21 protein-coding genes are annotated in these 21,629 nt (G+C 55.5%); 10 read left to right on the top strand and 11 right to left on the bottom strand.

The window, feature by feature from the left end; translation table 11 throughout:
* Window positions 1-545 precede the first annotated feature (545 nt).
* From rpmH to AC0TN7_RS06145, 9 genes are all read left to right on the top strand, one after another.
* On the top strand, window positions 546-686 hold the full coding sequence (rpmH, locus tag AC0TN7_RS06105) for a 50S ribosomal protein L34 (protein ID WP_000831330.1): 141 nt from the start codon (window positions 546-548) through the stop codon (window positions 684-686).
* A 16-nt stretch (window positions 687-702) separates the two neighbouring features.
* Window positions 703-1,062, top strand: coding sequence for a ribonuclease P protein component (rnpA, locus tag AC0TN7_RS06110; RefSeq protein ID WP_024907873.1), 360 nt, complete (start codon window positions 703-705; stop codon window positions 1,060-1,062).
* Complete coding sequence (yidD, locus tag AC0TN7_RS06115; RefSeq protein WP_001307474.1) at window positions 1,026-1,283, top strand: membrane protein insertion efficiency factor YidD; 258 nt, start codon at window positions 1,026-1,028, stop codon at window positions 1,281-1,283. The genes rnpA and yidD overlap by 37 nt, the downstream gene beginning before the upstream one ends.
* A gap of 2 nt (window positions 1,284-1,285) precedes the next feature.
* Window positions 1,286-2,929 carry a membrane protein insertase YidC gene (gene yidC, locus AC0TN7_RS06120; protein WP_248166074.1) on the top strand — a complete coding sequence of 548 codons (1,644 nt, stop codon included), beginning with the start codon at window positions 1,286-1,288 and terminating at the stop codon, window positions 2,927-2,929.
* A 72-nt stretch (window positions 2,930-3,001) separates the two neighbouring features.
* The gene (mnmE, locus tag AC0TN7_RS06125) at window positions 3,002-4,366 is read left to right on the top strand and encodes a tRNA uridine-5-carboxymethylaminomethyl(34) synthesis GTPase MnmE (RefSeq protein ID WP_021242672.1); all 1,365 of its coding nucleotides are present in this window, start codon (window positions 3,002-3,004) and stop codon (window positions 4,364-4,366) included.
* A gap of 111 nt (window positions 4,367-4,477) precedes the next feature.
* Window positions 4,478-5,653, top strand: a complete 1,176-nt coding sequence (locus AC0TN7_RS06130; RefSeq protein ID WP_407820893.1) for an MFS transporter — start codon at window positions 4,478-4,480, stop codon at window positions 5,651-5,653.
* Window positions 5,622-6,593, top strand: coding sequence for an HTH-type transcriptional regulator YidZ (yidZ, locus tag AC0TN7_RS06135; protein WP_024907877.1), 972 nt, complete (start codon window positions 5,622-5,624; stop codon window positions 6,591-6,593). Before AC0TN7_RS06130 ends, yidZ begins: the two co-directional genes overlap by 32 nt.
* Before the next feature lie 122 nt (window positions 6,594-6,715).
* Entirely contained in the window at window positions 6,716-7,462 is a 747-nt protein-coding gene (locus AC0TN7_RS06140) for a 4'-phosphopantetheinyl transferase family protein (RefSeq protein ID WP_024907878.1), read from the top strand.
* A gap of 36 nt (window positions 7,463-7,498) precedes the next feature.
* Window positions 7,499-8,065: an NADPH-dependent FMN reductase gene (locus tag AC0TN7_RS06145; protein ID WP_032648582.1), complete on the top strand. Its 567-nt coding sequence runs from the start codon at window positions 7,499-7,501 to the stop codon at window positions 8,063-8,065.
* A 91-nt stretch (window positions 8,066-8,156) separates the two neighbouring features.
* Here AC0TN7_RS06145 and adeP read toward each other — a convergent pair whose 3' ends face one another.
* Complete coding sequence (adeP, locus tag AC0TN7_RS06150) at window positions 8,157-9,494, bottom strand: adenine permease AdeP (protein ID WP_148769901.1); 1,338 nt, start codon at window positions 9,492-9,494, stop codon at window positions 8,157-8,159.
* Window positions 9,495-9,659: 165 nt separating this feature from the next.
* On the opposite strand from adeP, the gene yieH reads away from it, so the two are divergent.
* Entirely contained in the window at window positions 9,660-10,325 is a 666-nt protein-coding gene (gene yieH / locus AC0TN7_RS06155; RefSeq protein WP_267215342.1) for a 6-phosphogluconate phosphatase, read from the top strand.
* An 85-nt stretch (window positions 10,326-10,410) separates the two neighbouring features.
* Here the strand turns inward: yieH and phoU are convergent, their stop codons facing one another.
* The 10 genes from phoU to atpG form a co-directional block, all read right to left on the bottom strand.
* Window positions 10,411-11,136, bottom strand: a complete 726-nt coding sequence (phoU, locus tag AC0TN7_RS06160) for a phosphate signaling complex protein PhoU (protein ID WP_008500182.1) — start codon at window positions 11,134-11,136, stop codon at window positions 10,411-10,413.
* A 26-nt stretch (window positions 11,137-11,162) separates the two neighbouring features.
* The gene (pstB, locus tag AC0TN7_RS06165) at window positions 11,163-11,936 is read right to left on the bottom strand and encodes a phosphate ABC transporter ATP-binding protein PstB (RefSeq protein ID WP_008500183.1); all 774 of its coding nucleotides are present in this window, start codon (window positions 11,934-11,936) and stop codon (window positions 11,163-11,165) included.
* Between the two features lie 47 nt (window positions 11,937-11,983).
* Window positions 11,984-12,874 carry a phosphate ABC transporter permease PstA gene (gene pstA / locus AC0TN7_RS06170; protein WP_024907882.1) on the bottom strand — a complete coding sequence of 297 codons (891 nt, stop codon included), beginning with the start codon at window positions 12,872-12,874 and terminating at the stop codon, window positions 11,984-11,986.
* Window positions 12,874-13,833, bottom strand: a complete 960-nt coding sequence (gene pstC, locus AC0TN7_RS06175; RefSeq protein WP_024907883.1) for a phosphate ABC transporter permease PstC — start codon at window positions 13,831-13,833, stop codon at window positions 12,874-12,876. Before pstC ends, pstA begins: the two co-directional genes overlap by 1 nt.
* A gap of 128 nt (window positions 13,834-13,961) precedes the next feature.
* Window positions 13,962-15,002, bottom strand: coding sequence for a phosphate ABC transporter substrate-binding protein PstS (gene pstS / locus AC0TN7_RS06180; RefSeq protein ID WP_024907884.1), 1,041 nt, complete (start codon window positions 15,000-15,002; stop codon window positions 13,962-13,964).
* A gap of 321 nt (window positions 15,003-15,323) precedes the next feature.
* Window positions 15,324-17,153, bottom strand: a complete 1,830-nt coding sequence (gene glmS, locus AC0TN7_RS06185; RefSeq protein WP_048990817.1) for a glutamine--fructose-6-phosphate transaminase (isomerizing) — start codon at window positions 17,151-17,153, stop codon at window positions 15,324-15,326.
* Between the two features lie 238 nt (window positions 17,154-17,391).
* The gene (gene glmU, locus AC0TN7_RS06190; RefSeq protein WP_048990819.1) at window positions 17,392-18,762 is read right to left on the bottom strand and encodes a bifunctional UDP-N-acetylglucosamine diphosphorylase/glucosamine-1-phosphate N-acetyltransferase GlmU; all 1,371 of its coding nucleotides are present in this window, start codon (window positions 18,760-18,762) and stop codon (window positions 17,392-17,394) included.
* A gap of 138 nt (window positions 18,763-18,900) precedes the next feature.
* Window positions 18,901-19,320 carry a F0F1 ATP synthase subunit epsilon gene (locus AC0TN7_RS06195; protein ID WP_006177560.1) on the bottom strand — a complete coding sequence of 140 codons (420 nt, stop codon included), beginning with the start codon at window positions 19,318-19,320 and terminating at the stop codon, window positions 18,901-18,903.
* A 20-nt stretch (window positions 19,321-19,340) separates the two neighbouring features.
* A complete protein-coding gene (gene atpD, locus AC0TN7_RS06200; RefSeq protein ID WP_006177559.1) occupies window positions 19,341-20,723 on the bottom strand; it encodes a F0F1 ATP synthase subunit beta in 1,383 nt (460 codons plus the stop codon).
* Between the two features lie 31 nt (window positions 20,724-20,754).
* On the bottom strand, window positions 20,755-21,618 hold the full coding sequence (gene atpG, locus AC0TN7_RS06205) for a F0F1 ATP synthase subunit gamma (protein ID WP_024907886.1): 864 nt from the start codon (window positions 21,616-21,618) through the stop codon (window positions 20,755-20,757).
* Between the last annotated feature and the right edge of the window lie 11 nt (window positions 21,619-21,629).

Genomic DNA, 21,629 nt, shown 5'->3' on the forward strand with positions numbered 1-21,629 from the left:
CGCACATCGACATGACCCTGTGTAAAGGGGGACGTGCGAATTGCTATCTGCAATTTATCCTGACCAGGATCCTGGGATCCCGATCGGGACCGCGGATCATAGCCTAAACTGAGCCAGAGATCTTCTGTTTCTCACAGATTCTTCCCGATTTATCCACAGGAAGATCCGAAACCGGGTAAGTGTAAACGATCCTGACGGGAGTGCCCCACGATTTAGTCCGCATATTGGAAAAATTAATGAGCACAGACAATTTTTTGCTTAAATGATCTAACGAAGATCCGGGACGATCCTTGCGCTTTATCGTTGAGCCCGTATAATCCTCGACCCGGCGCGTGATGCTCATCTTCCTGCGTCGTCCGTTGCTCATTTTCCACGCGAAAACGTGCGGAAATACGCGGGAAATAAGGAAAGAGAATTGACTCCGGAGTGTACAATTATTACAATCCGGCCTCTTTAATCACCCACGCTGAGGCGTTAGTCGTTCGAAACTCGTTCGGGTATACGCAAAAGTCAGTGAATTTATTCAAGTTTAGGTAGAAATCGCCATGAAACGCACTTTTCAACCGTCTGTACTGAAGCGCAACCGTTCTCACGGCTTCCGTGCTCGTATGGCTACTAAAAATGGTCGTCAGGTTCTGGCACGTCGTCGTGCTAAAGGCCGCGCTCGTCTGACCGTTTCCAAGTAATAAAGCTAACCCCTGAGTGGTTAAGCTAGCATTTCCCAGGGAGTTACGTTTGTTAACTCCCGCTCATTTCACTTTCGTCTTCCAGCAGCCACAACGGGCTGGCACGCCGCAAATCACCATCCTCGGCCGCCAAAATTCGCTGGGGCATCCCCGCATCGGTCTCACAGTCGCCAAGAAAAATGTTAAGCGTGCGCATGAACGCAATCGGATTAAACGTCTGACGCGTGAAAGCTTCCGTTTACGTCAGCACGAACTGCCTTCAATGGATTTCGTGGTGGTGGCGAAGAAAGGGGTTGCCGACCTCGATAACCGTGCTCTCTCGGAAGCGTTGGAAAAATTATGGCGCCGCCACTGTCGCCTGGCTCACGGGTCCTGATAGCCCTCATTCGGGTCTATCAACGCCTGATTAGTCCGCTACTCGGGCCGCACTGCCGTTTCACACCAACATGCTCAAGCTACGGAATTGAGGCATTGCGCAGGTTTGGAGTGATAAAAGGCAGTTGGTTGACGGTGAAACGCGTATTAAAATGCCACCCTTTACACCCAGGTGGAGACGACCCCGTCCCCCCAGGACCCTTTGATACCAGAGAACACTAACGATGGATTCGCAACGCAATCTTCTTATCATCGCTTTGTTGTTCGTGTCTTTCATGATCTGGCAGGCATGGGAGCAGGATAAAAATCCTCAACCCCAGCAGCAGACCACGCAGACTACGACCACCGCAGCGGGTAGCGCCGCCGACCAGGGCGTACCGGCCAGTGGCCAGGGGAAACAGATTACGGTTAAGACCGATGTGCTTGAGCTGACAATCAACACCCGTGGTGGTGATGTTGAGCAGGCGCTGCTGTTAACCTACCCGAAAGAGCTGAAGTCTAACGAACCGTTCCAGTTACTGGAAACCACGCCTGAGTTTATCTACCAGGCGCAGAGCGGCCTGACCGGTCGTGATGGCCCGGATAACCCGGCTAACGGTGCGCGTCCACTGTATAACGTCGAGAACGACACCTTTGTGCTGGCTGATGGTCAGAACGAACTCGCGATCCCGATGACGTACACCGACGCCGCAGGCAATACATTCACCAAAACCTTCACCCTGAAGCGCGGTGAATATGCGGTGAACGTGGGCTACAGCGTACAGAACGCCAGTGCGAAACCGCTGGAGCTGTCGACCTTTGGCCAGCTGAAGCAGTCCATCAATCTGCCGTCACACCGTGACACCGGAAGCAGCAACTTTGCGCTGCATACCTTCCGTGGCGCGGCGTACTCCACGCCTGACGCGAAGTACGAGAAATACAAATTCGACACCATTGCCGATAACGAAAACCTGAACGTCAGCGCTAAAGGCGGTTGGGTGGCAATGCTGCAGCAGTATTTCGCTACTGCGTGGGTGCCAAATAACGACGGTACCAACAACTTCTATACCGCGAACCTGGGTAACGGTCTTGCAGCCATCGGCTACAAATCTCAGCCGGTTCTGGTTCAGCCGGGTCAAACCGGTAAGCTGGCAAGCACCCTGTGGGTCGGCCCGGAAATTCAGGACAAAATGGCCGCTGTTGCGCCGCACCTGGATCTGACCGTGGATTACGGTTGGTTGTGGTTCATCTCTCAGCCGCTGTTTAAGCTGCTGAAGTTCATCCACAGCTTCCTGGGTAACTGGGGCTTCTCCATCATCGTTATCACCTTCATCGTTCGTGGCATCATGTACCCGCTGACTAAAGCGCAGTACACCTCCATGGCGAAGATGCGCATGCTGCAGCCGAAGATTCAGGCAATGCGTGAGCGTCTGGGCGATGACAAACAGCGTCAGAGCCAGGAGATGATGGCCCTGTACAAAGCAGAGAAAGTGAACCCACTGGGTGGCTGCTTCCCGCTGCTGATTCAGATGCCAATCTTCCTTGCGCTGTACTACATGCTGATGGGTTCCGTTGAGCTGCGCCACGCGCCGTTCGCCCTGTGGATCCATGACCTGTCCGCACAGGACCCGTACTACATCCTGCCGATCCTGATGGGCGTGACGATGTTCTTCATCCAGAAGATGTCGCCGACCACCGTGACCGACCCGATGCAGCAGAAGATCATGACCTTTATGCCGGTCATCTTCACCGTGTTCTTCCTGTGGTTCCCGTCAGGTCTGGTGCTGTACTATATCGTCAGCAACCTGGTGACCATCATCCAGCAGCAGCTGATTTACCGTGGTCTGGAAAAACGTGGCCTGCATAGCCGCGAAAAGAAAAAGTCCTGATTCGGTAAGTTAACGCTAAAATAAGGGCGGTCGATTGACCGCCTTTTTTATTTGTATTGAACGAGAGCAACCATGAGCCATAACGACACTATCGTCGCCCAGGCAACCCCACCGGGACGCGGTGGTGTAGGCATTCTGCGTATCTCCGGCCTGAAGGCGCGCGAGGTGGCCGAAGCGGTGCTGGGTAAACTGCCAAAGCCGCGCTACGCTGATTACCTGCCGTTTAAGGACACCGACGGCACGCCGCTGGACCAGGGCATTGCGCTGTGGTTCCCCGGCCCGAACTCCTTTACCGGCGAAGACGTGCTGGAGCTGCAGGGCCACGGCGGCCCGGTTATCCTCGACCTGCTGTTAAAACGTATTCTGACCCTGCCGGGCCTGCGCATTGCGAAGCCGGGCGAGTTCTCCGAGCGTGCCTTCCTCAACGACAAGCTCGACCTGGCGCAGGCGGAGGCCATTGCAGACCTGATCGACGCCAGTTCCGAACAGGCGGCCCGCTCCGCCCTGAACTCGCTGCAGGGGGCATTCTCCGCGCGTGTGAATCACCTTGTGGAAGCACTTACTCACCTTAGGATCTACGTGGAAGCGGCTATCGACTTCCCGGATGAGGAGATCGACTTCCTCTCTGACGGCAAAATCGAAGCCCAGCTCAACCAGGTAATGGCCGATCTCGACGCCGTCCGTGCCGAAGCGCGCCAGGGCAGCCTGCTGCGCGAAGGGATGAAGGTGGTGATTGCCGGACGCCCTAACGCCGGGAAATCGAGCCTGCTGAACGCCCTGGCGGGCCGTGAAGCGGCGATCGTGACCGACATTGCCGGGACCACCCGCGACGTGCTGCGCGAGCATATCCACATCGACGGGATGCCGCTACATATTATCGACACAGCCGGTCTGCGCGATGCCAGCGACGAAGTGGAGCGCATCGGTATCGAACGCGCCTGGCAGGAGATCGAGCAGGCCGACCGCGTGCTGTTTATGGTGGACGGCACCACCACCGACGCCGTTGACCCGGCTGAGATCTGGCCAGACTTTATCGCCCGTCTACCGGCTAAGCTGCCGATCACCGTGGTGCGTAACAAAGCGGACGTGACCGGCGAAACGCTCGGCATCAGCGATGTGAATGGTCACTCACTGATTCGCCTGTCGGCGCGGACCGGTGAAGGCGTTGACGACCTGCGTAACCATCTCAAGCAGAGCATGGGCTTTGACACCAGCATGGAAGGCGGCTTCCTGGCGCGTCGTCGTCACCTGCAGGCGCTGGAAGAGGCAGCAAATCACCTTGTTCAGGGTAAAGCACAGCTGATCGGCGCGTGGGCGGGTGAACTGCTGGCGGAAGAACTGCGTCTGGCGCAGCAGAATCTAAGCGAGATCACCGGGGAGTTTACGTCGGACGATCTGCTGGGAAGGATCTTCTCGAGCTTCTGTATTGGTAAGTAATGCCCGCTAATTAATGGTGATTTCCTCCTGGGAAATCACCATTGTCCAAATGGCAACTCGCCTAATCCCTTTTCACCCCCTATCCTGCATGCCTGCATCTATGGGGGGTTTATGGCGCGTTTTCTGTTTTGTAGTTTCGCATTAGTTCTGCTTTATCCGTCTGGTATTGATATGTATCTGGTGGGATTGCCCCACATCGCCCGCGATCTGGGTGCCAGCGAGGCGCAGCTACACATCGCGTTTTCGGCCTACCTCGCGGGGATGGCGTCGTCGATGGTCTTTGCCGGGAAGATAGCGGATAAAGCAGGCCGTCAGCCTGTCGCCATAACCGGCGCCATCATTTTTGCCCTGGCTTCTCTTCTCTGCTCGCAGGCGCAGAACAGCACCGTGTTCCTGACTGGACGGTTTATCCAGGGTATTGGCGCTGGCGGTTGCTACGTGGTGGCGTTTGCCATTTTGCGCGACACCCTAAGCGCCCAGCGTCGCGCTAAGGTGCTCTCGATGCTGAACGGTATTACCTGCATCATCCCGGTGCTGGCCCCGGTCGTGGGATATCTGATCATGCTGAAATTCCCGTGGCAGAGCCTGTTCTGGACCATGGCGGCCATGGGCGCGCTGGTGTTTACCTTATCCATCGCCGTGCTGAAAGAGACCCACCCGGGCTCGCAGAATACCGGCCATACTGCCACCATTCACCCGGCAGAGAAGCTTCTCAACCGCTTTTTCCTCAGCCGTCTGGCCGTGACCACGTTAAGCGTGGCGGTGATCCTGACCTATGTAAACGTTTCCCCGGTTTTACTGATGGAAACCATGGGCTTCGATCGCGGTGAGTATTCAACGGTGATGGCATTAACCGCCATGGTCAGTATGGCGGTCTCGTTCTCCACCCCGTTTGCGCTAAATGTTTTCAGCCAGCGCACGCTGATGCTGACCTCACAGGTTTTATTCCTCACGGCAGGCGCGATCCTGGCGGCCACCAGCTCACATGCGGTGATGCTGGTGGGTATTACCCTTATTTGCGCCGGGTTCTCGGTTGGCTTTGGCGTGGCGATGAGCCAGGCGCTTGGCCCCTTCTCGCTGCGGGCAGGCGTGGCAAGCTCGGTGCTGGGGATCGCGCAGGTCTGCGGCTCGTCGCTGTGGATTTGGCTGGCGGCGGTCATCGGGCTTAACGCGCTGAATATGCTGATCGGGGTTCTGATTGGCTGTAGCATACTGTGCATTACCTTACTTATGGTCATCCGGCCCGCGGCGCACTATGAAGAAGCCCATCAGCAGTCTCGATCTTAACCTGTTGCTCTGCCTGCAGCTTTTGCTGCAGGAGCGCAGCGTTACCAAAGCAGCGAAACGGATGAACGTGACGCCGTCGGCGGTGAGCAAATCGCTGGCCAAGCTGCGCGACTGGTTTGACGACCCGCTGTTTGTCAAAACGCCGCTAGGGCTGCTGCCGACGCCACTGACGGTAAGTCTTGAGCAGGATCTGGCTGACTGGATGCAAATCGGCAACCAAATCCTCGATAAATTCCACCATGATTCTCCGGGCGGGCTGACGTTCGTGCTGGCCGCGGAAACGCCGCTGATGCTGATTCGCTTCAATACTCTGCTGGAGCAGGTGAACCAGCGCTATCCGCAGGCTACGGTGAAAATGCGCCAGTGGGATTACGACTCGCTGGACGCGATTACGCGTGGCGAGGTGGATTTGGGCTTCACCGGGCGTGAAACGCATCCGCGATCCCGCGAGCTGCTTAAGCTGATGCCGTGGTTTATCGACTACGAAATTCTGTTCAGCGATCGCCCCTGCGTCTATTTGCGCGAGGATCATCCGGCGCTTCAGCAAGAGTGGAATCTGGAGACCTTCCTGCGCTATCCCCATATCAGCATCTTCTGGGAACGCAGCGACACCTGGGCGCTTGATGAGGTGCTAAAGGAGATGGGACGCGAGCGCACGATCGCCATGAGCCTGCCGGGCTTTGAACAGGCGATGTTTATGGCGGCGCAGCCCAACCATAACTATATCGCCACGGCTCCGCACTACTGCCATCACTACAATGAACTCCACCAGCGGAAGCTGATCGCGCTTCCTATTCCCATTGACGAAGCGCAGGCTGAAAAGCTTACCGTTCCCTTCACGCTGATCTGGCATAAACGGAACAGCCACAATCCAAAAATCCTCTGGCTGCGGGAGACCATCAAGGCGCTGTACGGTGCGAGCGATCCAATTTTTGCCTAAGAAAATGTAAAGTTCGGTCCTAAGGCTTCTCTTACTCCCATTTACTGATTAAAACAGGAGTCAAGTTAAGCGATAATCATGTAATCGTTTAACCGATTACGACCATTATCAAGGAGCGAAAAATGGCTACGCACTTTGCAAGAGGGATACTTACGGAAGGACGTCTCGTATCGGCAAGAATTTCTTCAGCGTGTCACACTGAAGCACTCACTCTCCCGGAACACCGCAGGACGCGGTTTTTAGCGTCCAGAGCGCTTCTCGCAGAACTGCTGTTTATGCTGTACGGCACCAGCGAGCTGCCGGATATCATTACCCAACCCGAAGGCCGTCCGGTCTTTGCCGACCCGGATCTCCCTCGTTTTTCGATTGCCTACGCGGGCAATATCATTGGCGTCGCGCTGACCACCGAAGGGGATTGTGGGCTCGATATGGAACTTCAGCGCGCGACGCGCAGCTTCCATGGCGGTAATGCGCATGAAGACTATCCGCTCTCCAGCAATGAGAAGCTGTGGGTCCGCAACCAGAACGATCCTGTCGAAGCCAGAGCCCAGCTCATTACCTTACGCCAGAGCATTCGCAAGCTCTGTGGATGCGCCTCAGACGACGCCAGCCTGCTGCAGCTGCTGCCAGGCTCCGGACGTCTTCGTGCCACTCAGGCCACGCTGGTAGAGGCGCTCAGTGACGCAGAGGATGTGCTCATTTGGTCCATTGCGGTTACCCCCGCCATCGAACGCATGAAAATCTGGGAATTTGACAGCCAACAGGGATGGCGTAGCCTTCCTGATGTGCCCGAGCGCGCCAACGAGCCCGCCGCACGCCTGATGCGTTTAACCAGTTTACCGGCAGAAAAAGCATTCACCCTTAGCTGATCCAATCAGGGTCATCATGATGAAACAGGAGTAATCATGTCTGATACGTTGAAAGTCGTTACTTTACTGGGAAGCCTGCGCAAAGGTTCATTTAACGGGATGGTAGCCCGCACGCTGCCACAGCTGGCGCCTGCAGGTATGGAAATTAGCGCCCTGCCGTCTATTGGCGATATTCCGCTGTATGATGCGGATGTCCAGCAGGAAGAAGGGTTCCCGCAGAGCGTTGAGGTGCTGGCAGAGCAGATCCGCCAGGCCGACGGCGTGGTCATCGTCACGCCAGAGTATAACTACTCGGTTCCGGGTGGCCTGAAGAATGCCATCGACTGGCTGTCCCGTTTACCTGAGCAGCCGCTGTCAGGCAAACCGGTGCTGATCCAGACCAGCTCCATGGGCGCGATTGGCGGCGCGCGCTGCCAGTATCACCTGCGCCAGATCCTGGTATTCCTCGATGCGATGGTGATGAACAAGCCGGAATTTATGGGCGGAGTGATTCAGAATAAGGTCGACCCGCAAACGGGTGAGGTGGTGGATCAGAGCACGCGCGACCATCTCTCTGGCCAGCTGACGGCGTTCGGGGATTATATTAAGCGGGTTAAAGCCTGATAAAAAAGCCCGGTGGCGCTAGCGCTTACCGGGCCTACACTCGTCAGTAGGTCAGGTAAGCGAAGCGCCACCTGACACCACAAACCGCACCTTAGTGCGCGTCAATAAACACAATCTTCAGTACAAACAGCAGCGCCACAACGATGACGCACGGGCTGAGGTCGCGGAAGCGGCCGGTACCGATCTTCATTACGCAGTAAGAGATAAAGCCCAGCGCGATACCTTCGGTAATCGAGAAGCTGAACGGCATCATCACGGCGGTAATAAACGCCGGCACCGCTTCGGTTAAATCATCCCACTTCACGCGTGACAGGCTGGAGGTCATCAGCACACCCACGTAGATCAGCGCACCCGCCGCCGCGTACGGTGGAACCATACCCGCCAGCGGAGAGAGGAAGATCACCAGCAGGAACAGAATACCCACGACCACCGCCGTCAGGCCGGTACGGCCGCCCACGGACACGCCGGAAGAAGATTCAATGTACGCGGTAACAGACGAGGTTCCGATAAACGCACCGGTCACAGAGGAGACGCTGTCCACAAACAGCGCCTGCTTCATGCGCGGGAATTTCCCTTTTTCATCCGCCAGACCCGCTTTATCGGTCACGCCAATCAGCGTGCCGGAGGAGTCGAACAGGTTCACCAGCATGAAGGAGAAAATCACGCCCGCCAGGCCCAGGTTCAGGGAGCCAGCCAGATCGACGTGACCAACAACGGTAGAGATGCTCGGTGGCGCGGAAACGATGCCGTTATAGTGAACGTCGCCCAGCATCCAGCCCAGCAGGGTGGTGACCACGATAGACACCAGCACCGCCGCGTGAATATTGCGGGAAGCCAGGATCGCGATGATAAAGAAGCCCAGCACGCCCAGCAGCACGTTATGAGAGGTCAGGTGACCGATGCTCACCAGCGTATCCGGGTTCGCCACGATAACGCCGGCGTTTTTCAGCCCCATCATACCGATGAACAGACCGATACCGCTGGTGATGCCCACGCGCAGGCTCACAGGAATGTTCGCAATCATCCAGTAACGCACGCGGAAAATGGTCAGCAGCAGCAGACCAACCGCACCCCAGAAGATGGCGCCCATGCCAACCTGCCACGGCAGACCCATCGCCTGAACGACCACGAATGCGAAGAACGCATTCAGGCCCATCGCCGGTGCCAGCGCAACCGGCAGGTTAGCGAACACACCCATCAGAATGCTGCCAAGGGCGGCGATCAGGCAGGTGGTTACAAAGACGGCGCTGGTATCCATGCCAGCAACGCCCAGAATTTGAGGGTTCACAAAAACGATATAGACCATCGTCAGGAAGGTGGTGAAACCCGCGATCACTTCGGTGCGTGCCGTTGTGCCGTGCTCGCGCAGTTTGAAAACGCGCTCAAGCAGACCCTGACCAGACGTCTGGGTAGTGTGTTGTTGACTCATCATCAATTTCCGAACAAGGAGGGAAAATTCGTCGCTATCCTATACCAAAATGCGACAATAGTGGCGGTTACGTGATACTTTTTTCATTGAATTTGCTTATACGGCAACGATTGCGTTTCGGCTAACTGCCGTACGTAAACGTTAAACTGGTTAAAAGGGAAAGGCATGTCCGGAATTGAAGCGGTATTTTTCGACTGCGACGGTACGCTGGTCGACAGTGAGGTCATTTGTTCCCGTGCGTATGTGGCCATGTTCCAGGAATTTGGCATTACGCTGGAACTCGAAGAGGTGTTTAAACGCTTTAAGGGCGTGAAGCTCTACGAGATCATCGACATCATTAACGAAGAACACGGCGTCGTTCTGGAGAAAGCGGCTCTGGAACCGGTGTACCGCGCCGAGGTTGCACGCCTGTTCGATTCGGAGCTGGAGGTGATTCCGGGCGCAAACGCGCTGCTGGATGCCATGACGGTGCCGATCTGCGTGGTATCCAACGGCCCGGTCAGCAAAATGCAGCACTCGCTGGGCAAGCTTGAGATGTTGCACCACTTCCCGGAAAAACTGTTCAGTGGCTACGATATCCAGCGCTGGAAGCCGGACCCGGCGCTGATGTTCCATGCGGCGAAAGCGATGGGCGTCAACGTAGAGAACTGCATTCTGGTGGATGACTCGTCTGCGGGCGCGCAGTCGGGGATTGATGCGGGAATGGAGGTGTTTTACTTCTGCGCCGACCCGCACAACAAGCCGATCGATCATCCAAAAGTCACGACCTTCACCGATCTGGCGCAGTTGCCCGCGCTGTGGAAGGCGCGCGGGTGGGATATTACTCGCTGAAAAAACAAAGCCGGATGGCGCTAACGCTTATCCGGCCTACAGGGCTAGTATGGCGGGTAAGCGCTAGTGCCACCCGCCACAAACATTACTCTTTTGGATCTTTACCCGCCAGCAGCTTGTCCAGCTCGTCGCCGCCCACGTGACGGAAGTCCTGACCTTTCACGAAGTAGAAAATGTATTCGCAAATGTTCTGGCAGCGGTCGCCGATACGCTCGATGGAGCGCGCGCAGAACAGGGCAGTCAGTACGCTTGGGATCGTACGGGAATCTTCCATCATGTAGGTCATCAGCTGACGCACGATGCCTTCATACTCCTGGTCGACCTTCTTGTCTTCACGGTAGATACGCACCGCTTCGTCCAGGTCCATACGCGCAAAGGCATCCAGCACGTCGTGCAGCATCTGCACGGTGTGACGGCCCAGCGACTCCAGACTCACCAGCAGCGGCTGGTGCTGCTGAGAGAACTTCTCCAGCGCGGTGCGGCAGATTTTATCCGCCACGTCACCAATACGCTCCAGCTCGGCGATGGTTTTGATGATCGCCATCACCAGACGCAGGTCGCTCGCCGTCGGCTGACGCTTCGCGATAATGCGCACACAGGCCTCGTCGATAGCGACTTCCATCATGTTGACGTTTTTGTCGCCTTCAATGACGCGCTTCGCCAGCTCGCTGTCCTGGTTGTGCATTGCCGTAATTGCATCAGAAAGCTGCTGCTCAACCATGCCACCCATGGTCATTACCTGAGTGCGGATGCTCTCCAGCTCTGCGTTGAACTGGCCTGAAATATGTTTATTAAGATTGAGGTTGTCCATGGTTTCTCCACATGCACTAAGGCAAATCAACCGTAGCGGCCAGTAATGTAATCTTCGGTTTGTTTCTTCGCGGGCTTAGTGAACAGATCGTCCGTGTTACTGAACTCAATCAATTCACCCAGGTACATAAACGCCGTGTGATCGGAGCAACGTGCAGCCTGCTGCATGTTATGGGTCACGATAACCACGGTGTAATCCTGCTTCAGCTCGGTGATCAGCTCTTCAATGCGGCCGGTTGAGATCGGGTCCAGCGCTGAACACGGCTCATCCAGCAGCAACACTTCAGGGCGAATCGCAATACCGCGCGCAATGCACAGACGCTGCTGCTGACCACCGGAGAGAGAGTAACCGCTCTGGTGCAACTTATCTTTGGTTTCGTTCCATAATGCGGCCTTGGTCAAAGCCCACTGCACGCGCTCGTCCATATCGGCACGGGAGAGCTTTTCAAACAGGCGAACGCCAAAGGCGATGTTGTCATAAATGGACATCGGGAACGGTGTGGGTTTCTGGAACACCATCCCCACTTTGGCGCGCAGCAGGGCAATATCCTGAGCCTGGGTCAGAATGTTTTCGCCGTCGAGGATGATTTCCCCTTCAGCACGCTGCTCCGGATAGAGCGAATACATTTTGTTAAAGGTACGCAGCAGCGTGGATTTCCCACAGCCGGACGGACCGATAAATGCCGTGACCTGGTTCTTGGCGATATCCAGGTTGATGTTCTTCAGGGCATGGAATTTGCCGTAGTAGAAGTTCAAATCACGAACCTGAATCTTACCCGGGGCAGTATCAACCATACTCATTGACTCATTTCCTCATTCGGCGCCGCGAGCTGCCGCGCCGTAAAAAATTAACCGTGTTTCTTCTTCGCGAAAATGACGCGCGCCAGAATGTTCAGCAACAGTACGCAAAGGGTAATGATCAGCACCCCGGCCCAGGCCAGCTGCTGCCATTCCGCGAAGGGGCTCATCGCAAATTTAAAGATCGTCACCGGCAGGTTGGCGATCGGCTGCATCATGTCCGTGCTCCAGAACTGATTGGAGAGGGACGTAAACAGCAGCGGCGCCGTTTCACCCGCGATACGCGCCACCGCCAGCAGGATACCGGTCATGATCCCAGAGACCGATGCCTTCAGCGTAATCGCCGAGATCATCTTCCATTTCGGCGTACCCAGCGCATAAGCCGCTTCACGCAGGCTGTCCGGCACCAGTTTCAGCATGTTCTCGGTGGTTCGAATCACAATCGGCACCTGCAGCAGCGCCAGTGCAATCACACCCGCCCAGCCAGAGAAGTGTTCCATCTGCGCCACCACCACGGTGTAAACAAACAGACCCACGACGATAGACGGTGCAGACAGCAGAATGTCGTTGATGAAGCGAATGACTTCCGCCAGCCAGGATTTACGACCGTATTCTGCCAGGTAGATGCCCGCCATGATGCCCAGCGGCGTGCCGAAGACCGTCGCCCAGAGGATCAGCAGTCCGCTGCCCGCCAGGGCATTCGCCAGGCCACCACCCGCCGTGTTCGGCGGCGGCGTCATTTCGGTGAACAGCGACAGTGACATTCCGTCAATTCCGCGAACAACCGTCGAGAAGAGGATCCAGACCAGCCAGAACAGGCCGAATGCCATCGTCGCCATAGAGAGCGTCAGGGCAATGCGGTTTTTCATGCGGCGTCTGGCCTGCATTTTACGGCGAGATTCCGCCAGTTCAGCGGTAGCTTGCATTTCGAGAGTAGCCATTAGCGTGCCCCCTCATTTTTAGCGAGACGCATAATCATCAGCTTGGAAATCGCCAGAACAATGAAGGTGATAACGAACAGAATCAGACCCAGCTCCATCAGCGCCGCCACGTGCAGCCCCGATTCCGCTTCCGCAAATTCATTCGCCAGCGCCGAGGTAATACTGTTACCCGGCATGTAGAGCGACGCGCTGTCGAGCTGGTAGGTGTTACCGATGATAAAGGTGACCGCCATGGTTTCACCCAGCGCACGACCTAAGCCCAGCATCACGCCCCCGATCACCCCATTTTTGGTGAACGGAAGGACGATGCGCCAGATCACTTCCCAGGTGGTGCAGCCGATACCGTAGGCCGACTCTTTCATCATCACCGGCGTTTGTTCGAAGACATCGCGCATGACCGCCGCAATGTACGGAATAATCATGATGGCGAGGATCACACCTGCCGCCAGAATGCCAATACCGAAAGCCGGGCCAGAGAACAGGGCCCCCACAAACGGAATGGCAGAAAGAACGTTACCGACCGGTTCCTGGAAGTATGTGGCGAACAGCGGTGCAAAGATGAACAGGCCCCACATGCCGTAGACGATACTTGGAATGGCCGCCAGCAGTTCGATGGCAATACCCAGCGGGCGCCGCAGCCAGCCCGGCGCCAGCTCCGTCAGGAACAGGGCAATACCAAAGCTCACCGGAACCGCAATCAGAAGGGCGATGAACGAGGTCATCAGCGTGCCGTAAATCGGCACCAGGGCGCCGTAGATATCGTTCGGCGCGTCCCACTCTTTGGTCCACAGGAAGGAGAAACCGAATTTCTGGATGCTCGGCCATGAGGAGAAAATCAGAGACACGATAATGCCGCCCAGCAGCAATAGCACAATCAGCGCAGCCAGTTTAACCAGCGCGCTGAAAATCATGTCACCTTTTTTACCCGGAGGGTTAAATGCAGGCTTGGTTGCAGCCATAAATTACTCTTCTGTTTGAGACGTTTTTACGAATATGCCCGGTGGCGCTAACGCTTACCGGGCCTACAGCTTAAACCGTAGGGCGGGTAAGCGCAGCGCCACCCGCCATCTTCGTTAAATATATCCTGTTAGTACAGCGCTTTACCGCTGCTGTCTTTCACGTTGGTTTTCCATGCAGCGCGAATCTGCTCAACCACGTTGTCCGGCAGGGTGGCGTAATCCAGAGCGTTAGCCTGTTTGCCGCCGTTTTTGTATGCCCAGTCGAAGAACTTCAGCACTTCGGTGCCCTGCTCAGGTTTCTTCTGCTCTTTGTGAACAAGGATGAAGGTGGTAGAGGTGATTGGCCATGCACCTTCGCCTTTCTGGTTAGTCAGATCCTGCGCGAACGATTTGCTCCAGTCAGCGCCTTTGGCGGCGTTAGCAAAGTTCTCTTCGGTTGGGCTAACCGGTTTGCCGTCGGCTGAAACCAGTTTGGTGTAGGACAGGTTGTTCTGCTTCGCATACGCATACTCTACGTAGCCGATGGAGCCAGGCAGACGCTGTACGAACGCAGCGATACCGTCGTTACCTTTACCGCCCAGACCGGTTGGCCAGTTAACGGTAGAGCCGGAGCCGACTTTAGATTTCCACTCTTCGTTCACTTTTGCCAGGTAGCTGGTGAACACGAAAGAGGTACCAGAACCATCCGCGCGGCGAACCACGGCGATGTTCTGAGAAGGCAGCTTCAGGCCTGGGTTGAGTTTAGCGATCGCTTCGTCATCCCATTTTTTGATTTTGCCCAGGTAGATGTCACCCAGGGTTTTGCCGTCCAGCACCAGCTCGCCCGACTTCACGCCCGGCAGGTTGATGGCCAGGACTACGCCACCGATCACGGTCGGGAACTGGAACAGGCCTTCCTGAGCCAGTTTGTCATCAGACAGCGGAGCGTCAGACGCGCCGAAATCAACCGTGTTCGCGGTAATTTGTTTAACGCCACCGGAGGAGCCGATACCCTGATAGTTAACCTTGTTACCGGTTTCTTTCTGGTAGGTATCCGCCCATTTGGCATACACCGGCGCAGGGAAGGTTGCACCAGCGCCAGTCAGGCTTGCTTCTGCAAATACAGAGAACGCGCTCAGAGATAAGGTCGCGGCGACAACAGTTGCGACAGTGGTACGCATAACTTTCATAATGTCTCCTGCAAGATTTTCGTAAATCGTTGTTTAGTGGCTACGATGAGCAAAATAGGACAAACAGGTGACAGATAAATGTACGAATTATGACAGTTTTATGACAATGAAAACTTCACTTAAAAAACAGTAAAATAAAGCTTATTTTTCAATGCGTTAGCCACATTTATGACAAGACGTTTTCAGAAATATTTTCTTTATGTGACACTGAAAAAAGTAGCTGAAGATGACAAATTGTCATTATTAAAAATGAGAAAGGATTGATGAAAAACAAACCAGGCAGGATAAAAAAGCTCCACCCGAAGGTGGAGCCTGAAGGGATTATTCTACGGTAACCGATTTCGCCAGGTTACGCGGCTGGTCGACGTCGGTGCCTTTGATCAGCGCAACGTGATAGGCCAGCAGCTGCAGCGGAACGGTGTAGAAGATGGGTGCAATCACCTCTTCCACATGCGGCATCTCGATGATGTGCATGTTGTCATTGCTGACAAAACCGGCATCTTTGTCGGCGAAGACGTACAGGACACCACCGCGGGCGCGGACTTCTTCGATGTTAGATTTCAGTTTTTCCAGCAGTTCGTTGTTTGGTGCCACAACGATGACCGGCATATCCGCGTCAATCAGCGCCAGCGGGCCGTGTTTCAGCTCGCCTGCCGCATAGGCTTCAGCGTGAATGTAGGAGATCTCTTTCAGCTTCAGCGCGCCTTCCAGCGCAATCGGATACTGATCGCCACGACCCAGGAACAGGGCGTGATGTTTATCAGAGAAGTCTTCCGCCAGCGCTTCAATGCGTTTGTCCTGAGACAGCATCTGCTCAATGCGGCTCGGCAGCGCCTGCAGGCCGTGAACGATGTCGTGCTCAACGGAAGCATCTTCGCCTTTCAGACGCGCCAGCTTCGCCACCAGCATCAGCAGAACGGTCAGCTGCGTGGTAAACGCTTTGGTGGAGGCCACGCCGATTTCGGTGCCTGCTTTGGTCATCAGCGCCAGATCGGATTCACGCACCAGAGAAGAGCCAGGAACGTTACAGATGGCCAGCGAGCCCAGGTAACCCAGCTCTTTAGAGAGACGCAGCGCGGCCAGCGTGTCCGCCGTTTCGCCAGACTGGGAAAGGGTGATCATCAGGCTGTTACGACGCACCGCAGATTTGCGATAGCGGAATTCAGACGCGATTTCCACATCGCACGGCACGCCCGCCAGGGATTCAAACCAGTAGCGAGAAACCATACCGGAGTTGTAGGAGGTGCCGCAGGCCACGATCTGAATGTGCTCAACCTTGCTGAGCAGTTCGTTCGCGTTTGCGCCCAGCTCGCTCAGATCCACTTCACCGTGGCTGATGCGCCCGGTCAGGGTGTTTTTGATGGCGTTTGGCTGCTCGTAAATCTCTTTCTGCATGTAGTGACGGTAAGCGCCTTTATCGCCCGCGTCGTACTGCAGATTCGATTCGATCTCCTGACGTTTCACCTGCTCGCCTTTGGTATCGAACACGGTCACGCTGCGGCGAGTCACTTCCGCGATATCACCCTCTTCGAGGAAGATAAAGCGACGGGTAACCGGCAGGAGCGCCAGCTGGTCAGAAGCGATGAAGTTTTCGCCCATGCCCAGACCGATAACCATCGGGCTACCGGAACGCGCGGCCAGCAGCGTGGACGGGTCGCGGGAATCCATGATCACCGTACCGTACGCACCGCGCAGCTGAGGGATAGCACGCAGCACCGCATCACGCAGTGTGCCGCCCTGCTCAAGCTCCCAGTGCACCAGGTGAGCAATCACTTCGGTGTCAGTTTCAGAGACGAAGGTGTAGCCGCGCGCTTTCAGTTCTTCGCGCAGCGGTTCGTGGTTTTCGATAATGCCGTTGTGCACGACCACGATGTGTTCAGACACATGCGGGTGCGCGTTACCTTCAGACGGTTCACCGTGCGTCGCCCAGCGGGTGTGCGCAATACCGGTACCACCGTGCAGCGGATGTTCTTCCGCAGCCTGGGCCAGCATCTGCACTTTTCCGAGACGACGCAGACGGGTCATATGGCCTTCTGCATCGACGACAGCCAGACCGGCTGAGTCGTAACCACGGTATTCCAGACGACGTAAACCTTCGAGAAGGATTTCAGCAATATCACGCTGCGCAACTGCGCCAACAATTCCACACATAATTTTAGATTCCGAATTTAGGCATTATGCCTGCGTTGTCGCTGACCTGTATTTGCCCTTTCCGGGCGCCCCGAGCCTTGTAGAGAGTGGGGTTATTTTTATGGGTACTGCTTGTGGGGGGAGGATTATATTATCCCCTCACCCCGGCCCTCTCCCCAAAGGGGCGAGGGAGAAAAACACCGCACCGAACGATCCCCTCTCCCCTGTGGGGAGAGGGTTAGGGTGAGGGGTAAATCCGTTACTTTTTCTTCACCGGGCGTTTCCAGCCCTGCTTGCTGACCTGCGGAACGCGGCTTAACACCAGCGCGTTCTCGGCCACATCGCGCGTGACGGTTGTTCCGGCGGCAATGGTCACCCCGTTACCCACGGTAACAGGCGCCACCAGCTGCGTATCGGAGCCAACGAACACGTCATCACCGATGATGGTTTTAAACTTATTCGCGCCGTCATAGTTACAGGTAATCGTCCCTGCACCAATATTCACGTTATCGCCAATTTCCGCGTCGCCCAGATAGGTCAGATGACCGGCTTTCGAGCCTTTACCCAAACGCGCTTTTTTCATTTCCACGAAGTTACCCACGTGAGCGCCTTCCAGCAGCTCAGCGCCCGGGCGCAGACGTGCAAACGGGCCGATGGTACAGGCGGCATCCAGACGGGCATCTTCCACCACGCTGAACGGGCTGATTTCGCAGTCGTCACCGATGACGCTGTTTTTAATCACGCAGCCGGTGCCAATTTTGACGCGGTTGCCCAGCGTCACGTTACCCTCGAGGATAACGTTAGTATCAATCTCAACGTCACGCCCGTGAGATAACGAACCACGCAGATCGAAACGCGCCGGATCGCGCAGCATCACGCCCGCCAGCAGCAGTTTTTCAGCCTGCTCGGACTGATAAATACGCTCAAGACGAGAAAGCTGCAGGCGGTTGTTCACACCGTCCGTTTCGCTGATGCGCGCCGGATGAACGGCGGCAATTTCACGCCCTTCGTGGTACGCCATCGCAATGATGTCGGTGATGTAGTATTCACCCTGCGCGTTGTTGTTGTTGAGTTTGGACAGCCAGCGCTTCATATCCGCGCCATTGGCAATCAGGATACCGGTGTTGATCTCCTGAATCTTGCGCTGTTCGTCGCTGGCATCTTTATGCTCAACAATACCCGTGACGTTACCGTTTTCACGGGTGATGCGGCCATAACCGCTCGGATCGTCCAGCACGACGGTCAACAAACCGATGCCGCCCTGCGGTTTGGCTGCACGCAGGCGAGTCAGTGTTTCAACGGAGATCAGCGGGACATCGCCGTAGAGCATCAAAATGTCTTCGTCATCCGCAAAGAAGGGCGCTGCCTGCTGCATCGCATGGCCTGTACCCAACTGTTCGGCCTGAAGCACCCAGTTGAGCTTGTCATCGCTCAGCGTCTTTTTAAGCAGATCGCCACCGTGGCCGTAGACCAGGTGGACCTGACTCGCACCCAGTTCATTCGCTGCATCAATGACATGCTGCACCATTGGCTTTCCTGCAAGCGTGTGGAGCACCTTAGGCAGATCGGAATACATGCGGGTCCCTTTGCCTGCGGCAAGGATCACCACGCTCATCGCACTGTTTGACATACGCATCCTGACGGTAGTTTGAGTGAGAAGTAAAAACGTTTGATGCTTAAAATTCTACATCTTTTTCATCATGAATTAAGGCCGAAAAAAAAAGCCAGCCTGGTATCCAGACTGGCTTTTGTGCTTTTCAAGCCGGTGTTACATCGCTTTTTTGGTCAACTCGATAACGCGCAGTTTCGCGATCGCTTTGGCCAGCTCCGCAGACGCCTGAGCGTAATCCACGTCACCATGAGAGCTGCTAATGTGCTCTTCAGCCTTACGCTTCGATTCCAGGGCTCGCGCTTCGTCGAGATCCTGGCCACGGATAGCGGTATCGGCCAGAACGGTCACACTGCCTGGCTGCACTTCAAGAATGCCGCCGGACAGATAGATAAACTCTTCGTGACCGAACTGTTTAACGATGCGGATCATACCAGGCTTAATGGCGGTGAGCAGCGGTGCGTGACCCGGGAAGATACCCAGTTCACCTTCACTACCCGTTACCTGGATTTTCTCGACCAGACCAGAGAACATTTGTTGCTCTGCGCTGACGACGTCCAGGTGGTAAGTCATTGCCATATCACCCTCCGATTAAGGCGTTAAAGTTTTTTGGCTTTTTCCACGGCTTCGTCGATGGAACCAACCATGTAGAACGCCTGCTCCGGCAGGTGATCGTATTCGCCTTCCATGATGCCTTTAAAGCCACGGATGGTGTCTTTCAGGGAAACGTATTTACCCGGAGAACCGGTGAATACTTCCGCAACGAAGAATGGCTGGGACAGGAAGCGCTGGATCTTACGCGCACGCGCTACCACCAGTTTGTCTTCTTCAGACAGTTCATCCATACCCAGGATGGCGATGATGTCTTTCAGTTCCTGGTAACGCTGCAGCAGGGACTGTACGCCACGCGCGGTGTCGTAGTGTTCCTGACCAACAACCAGTGGATCCAGCTGACGGCTGGTGGAGTCCAGCGGGTCAACGGCCGGGTAGATACCCAGAGACGCGATCTGACGGCTCAGTACCACGGTTGCATCTAAGTGCGCAAAGGTGGTGGCTGGTGATGGGTCAGTCAAGTCATCCGCAGGTACGTATACCGCCTGAACGGAGGTGATAGAACCGGTTTTGGTAGAGGTGATACGTTCCTGAAGAACACCCATCTCTTCCGCCAGCGTAGGCTGATAACCTACCGCTGAAGGCATACGACCCAGCAGTGCAGATACTTCCGTACCGGCCAGGGTGTAACGATAGATGTTATCAACGAACAGCAGAACGTCACGGCCTTCGTCACGGAATTTCTCAGCCATAGTCAGACCGGTCAGCGCAACGCGCAGACGGTTTCCTGGTGGCTCGTTCATCTGGCCGTAAACCAGGGATACTTTGTCCAGAACGTTGGAGTCGGTCATTTCGTGGTAGAAGTCGTTACCCTCACGAGTACGTTCACCTACGCCCGCAAACACAGAGTAACCGGAGTGCTCGATCGCGATGTTACGGATCAGCTCCATCATGTTTACGGTTTTACCTACGCCCGCACCACCGAACAGACCGACTTTACCGCCCTTCGCGAACGGACACATCAGGTCGATAACTTTGATACCGGTTTCCAGCAGTTCCTGAGAGCTGGACAGCTCTTCGTAGGAAGGTGCCGCGCGGTGGATAGCCCAACGCTCTTCTTCACCGATGTCGCCTTTCATGTCGATTGGTTGACCCAATACGTTCATGATACGACCCAGTGTTGCTTTACCTACCGGGACTTCGATCGGGTGCTCAAGGTCTTTTACTTCCAGACCACGACGCAGACCGTCGGAAGAACCCATCGCGATGGTACGCACGATACCGCCGCCGAGCTGCTGCTGAACTTCCAGCACCAGGCTCTCGTTACCATTCTGTACCTCAAGCGCGTCGTACACGCGTGGTACGGCGTCCTGAGGGAACTCGACGTCCACCACGGCGCCGATTACCTGGACAATCTTTCCAGTAGCCATCTTGAATCCTCTACGTAATTCGTAAACCTGGTTAAACCGCGGCGGCCCCCGAGACGATCTCGGTGAGTTCCTGAGTAATGCTGGCCTGACGAGCTTTGTTGTAAACCAACTGCAGCTCTTTAATCAGGCTGCCGCCATTATCGGTCGCGGCTTTCATCGCCACCATTCGTGCGGCCTGCTCGCTGGCCAGGTTTTCTACAACGCCCTGATAAACCTGAGATTCAACGTAACGACGCAGCAGGGTATCCAGCAGCGGTTTCGGATCGGGTTCATACAGGTAATCCCAGGTTTTTTGCTTCAGCTCGCCATCTTCTGATGCCGGTAACGGCAGCATCTGCGTGAGCGTTGGAACCTGAGACATGGTGTTAATGAATTTGTTGCTGACAACGTACAGTCTGTCCAGACGGCCTTCATCATAAGCCTGCAACATCACTTTAACCGGGCCGATCAGTTCGGACAGGGACGGGTTATCACCCATACCGGTCACCTGAGCGACAATGTTGCCACCAACGGAGTTAAAGAAAGAGACGCCTTTAGAGCCGATCATTGCGATATCGCACTGAACGCCTTTTTCAGACCATGCTTTCATATCCGCCAGCAGTTTTTTGAACAGGTTAATGTTCAAGCCGCCACACAGACCACGGTCGGTCGACACCACCAGGTAGCCCACGCGCTTAACGTCGCGTTCTTCCAGGTAAGGGTGCTTATATTCCAGATTACCGTTTGCAAGGTGACCAATCACTTTGCGCATGGTTTCTGCATAAGGACGGCTGGCCGCCATGCGATCCTGCGATTTACGCATTTTGGAAGCGGCGACCATCTCCATCGCTTTAGTGATCTTTTGCGTGTTCTGGACGCTTGCGATCTTACTACGTATCTCTTTTGCGCCGGCCATGAGCTTCTCCT

The sequence above is a fragment of the Enterobacter sp. PL_is511 genome (assembly GCF_055816065.1).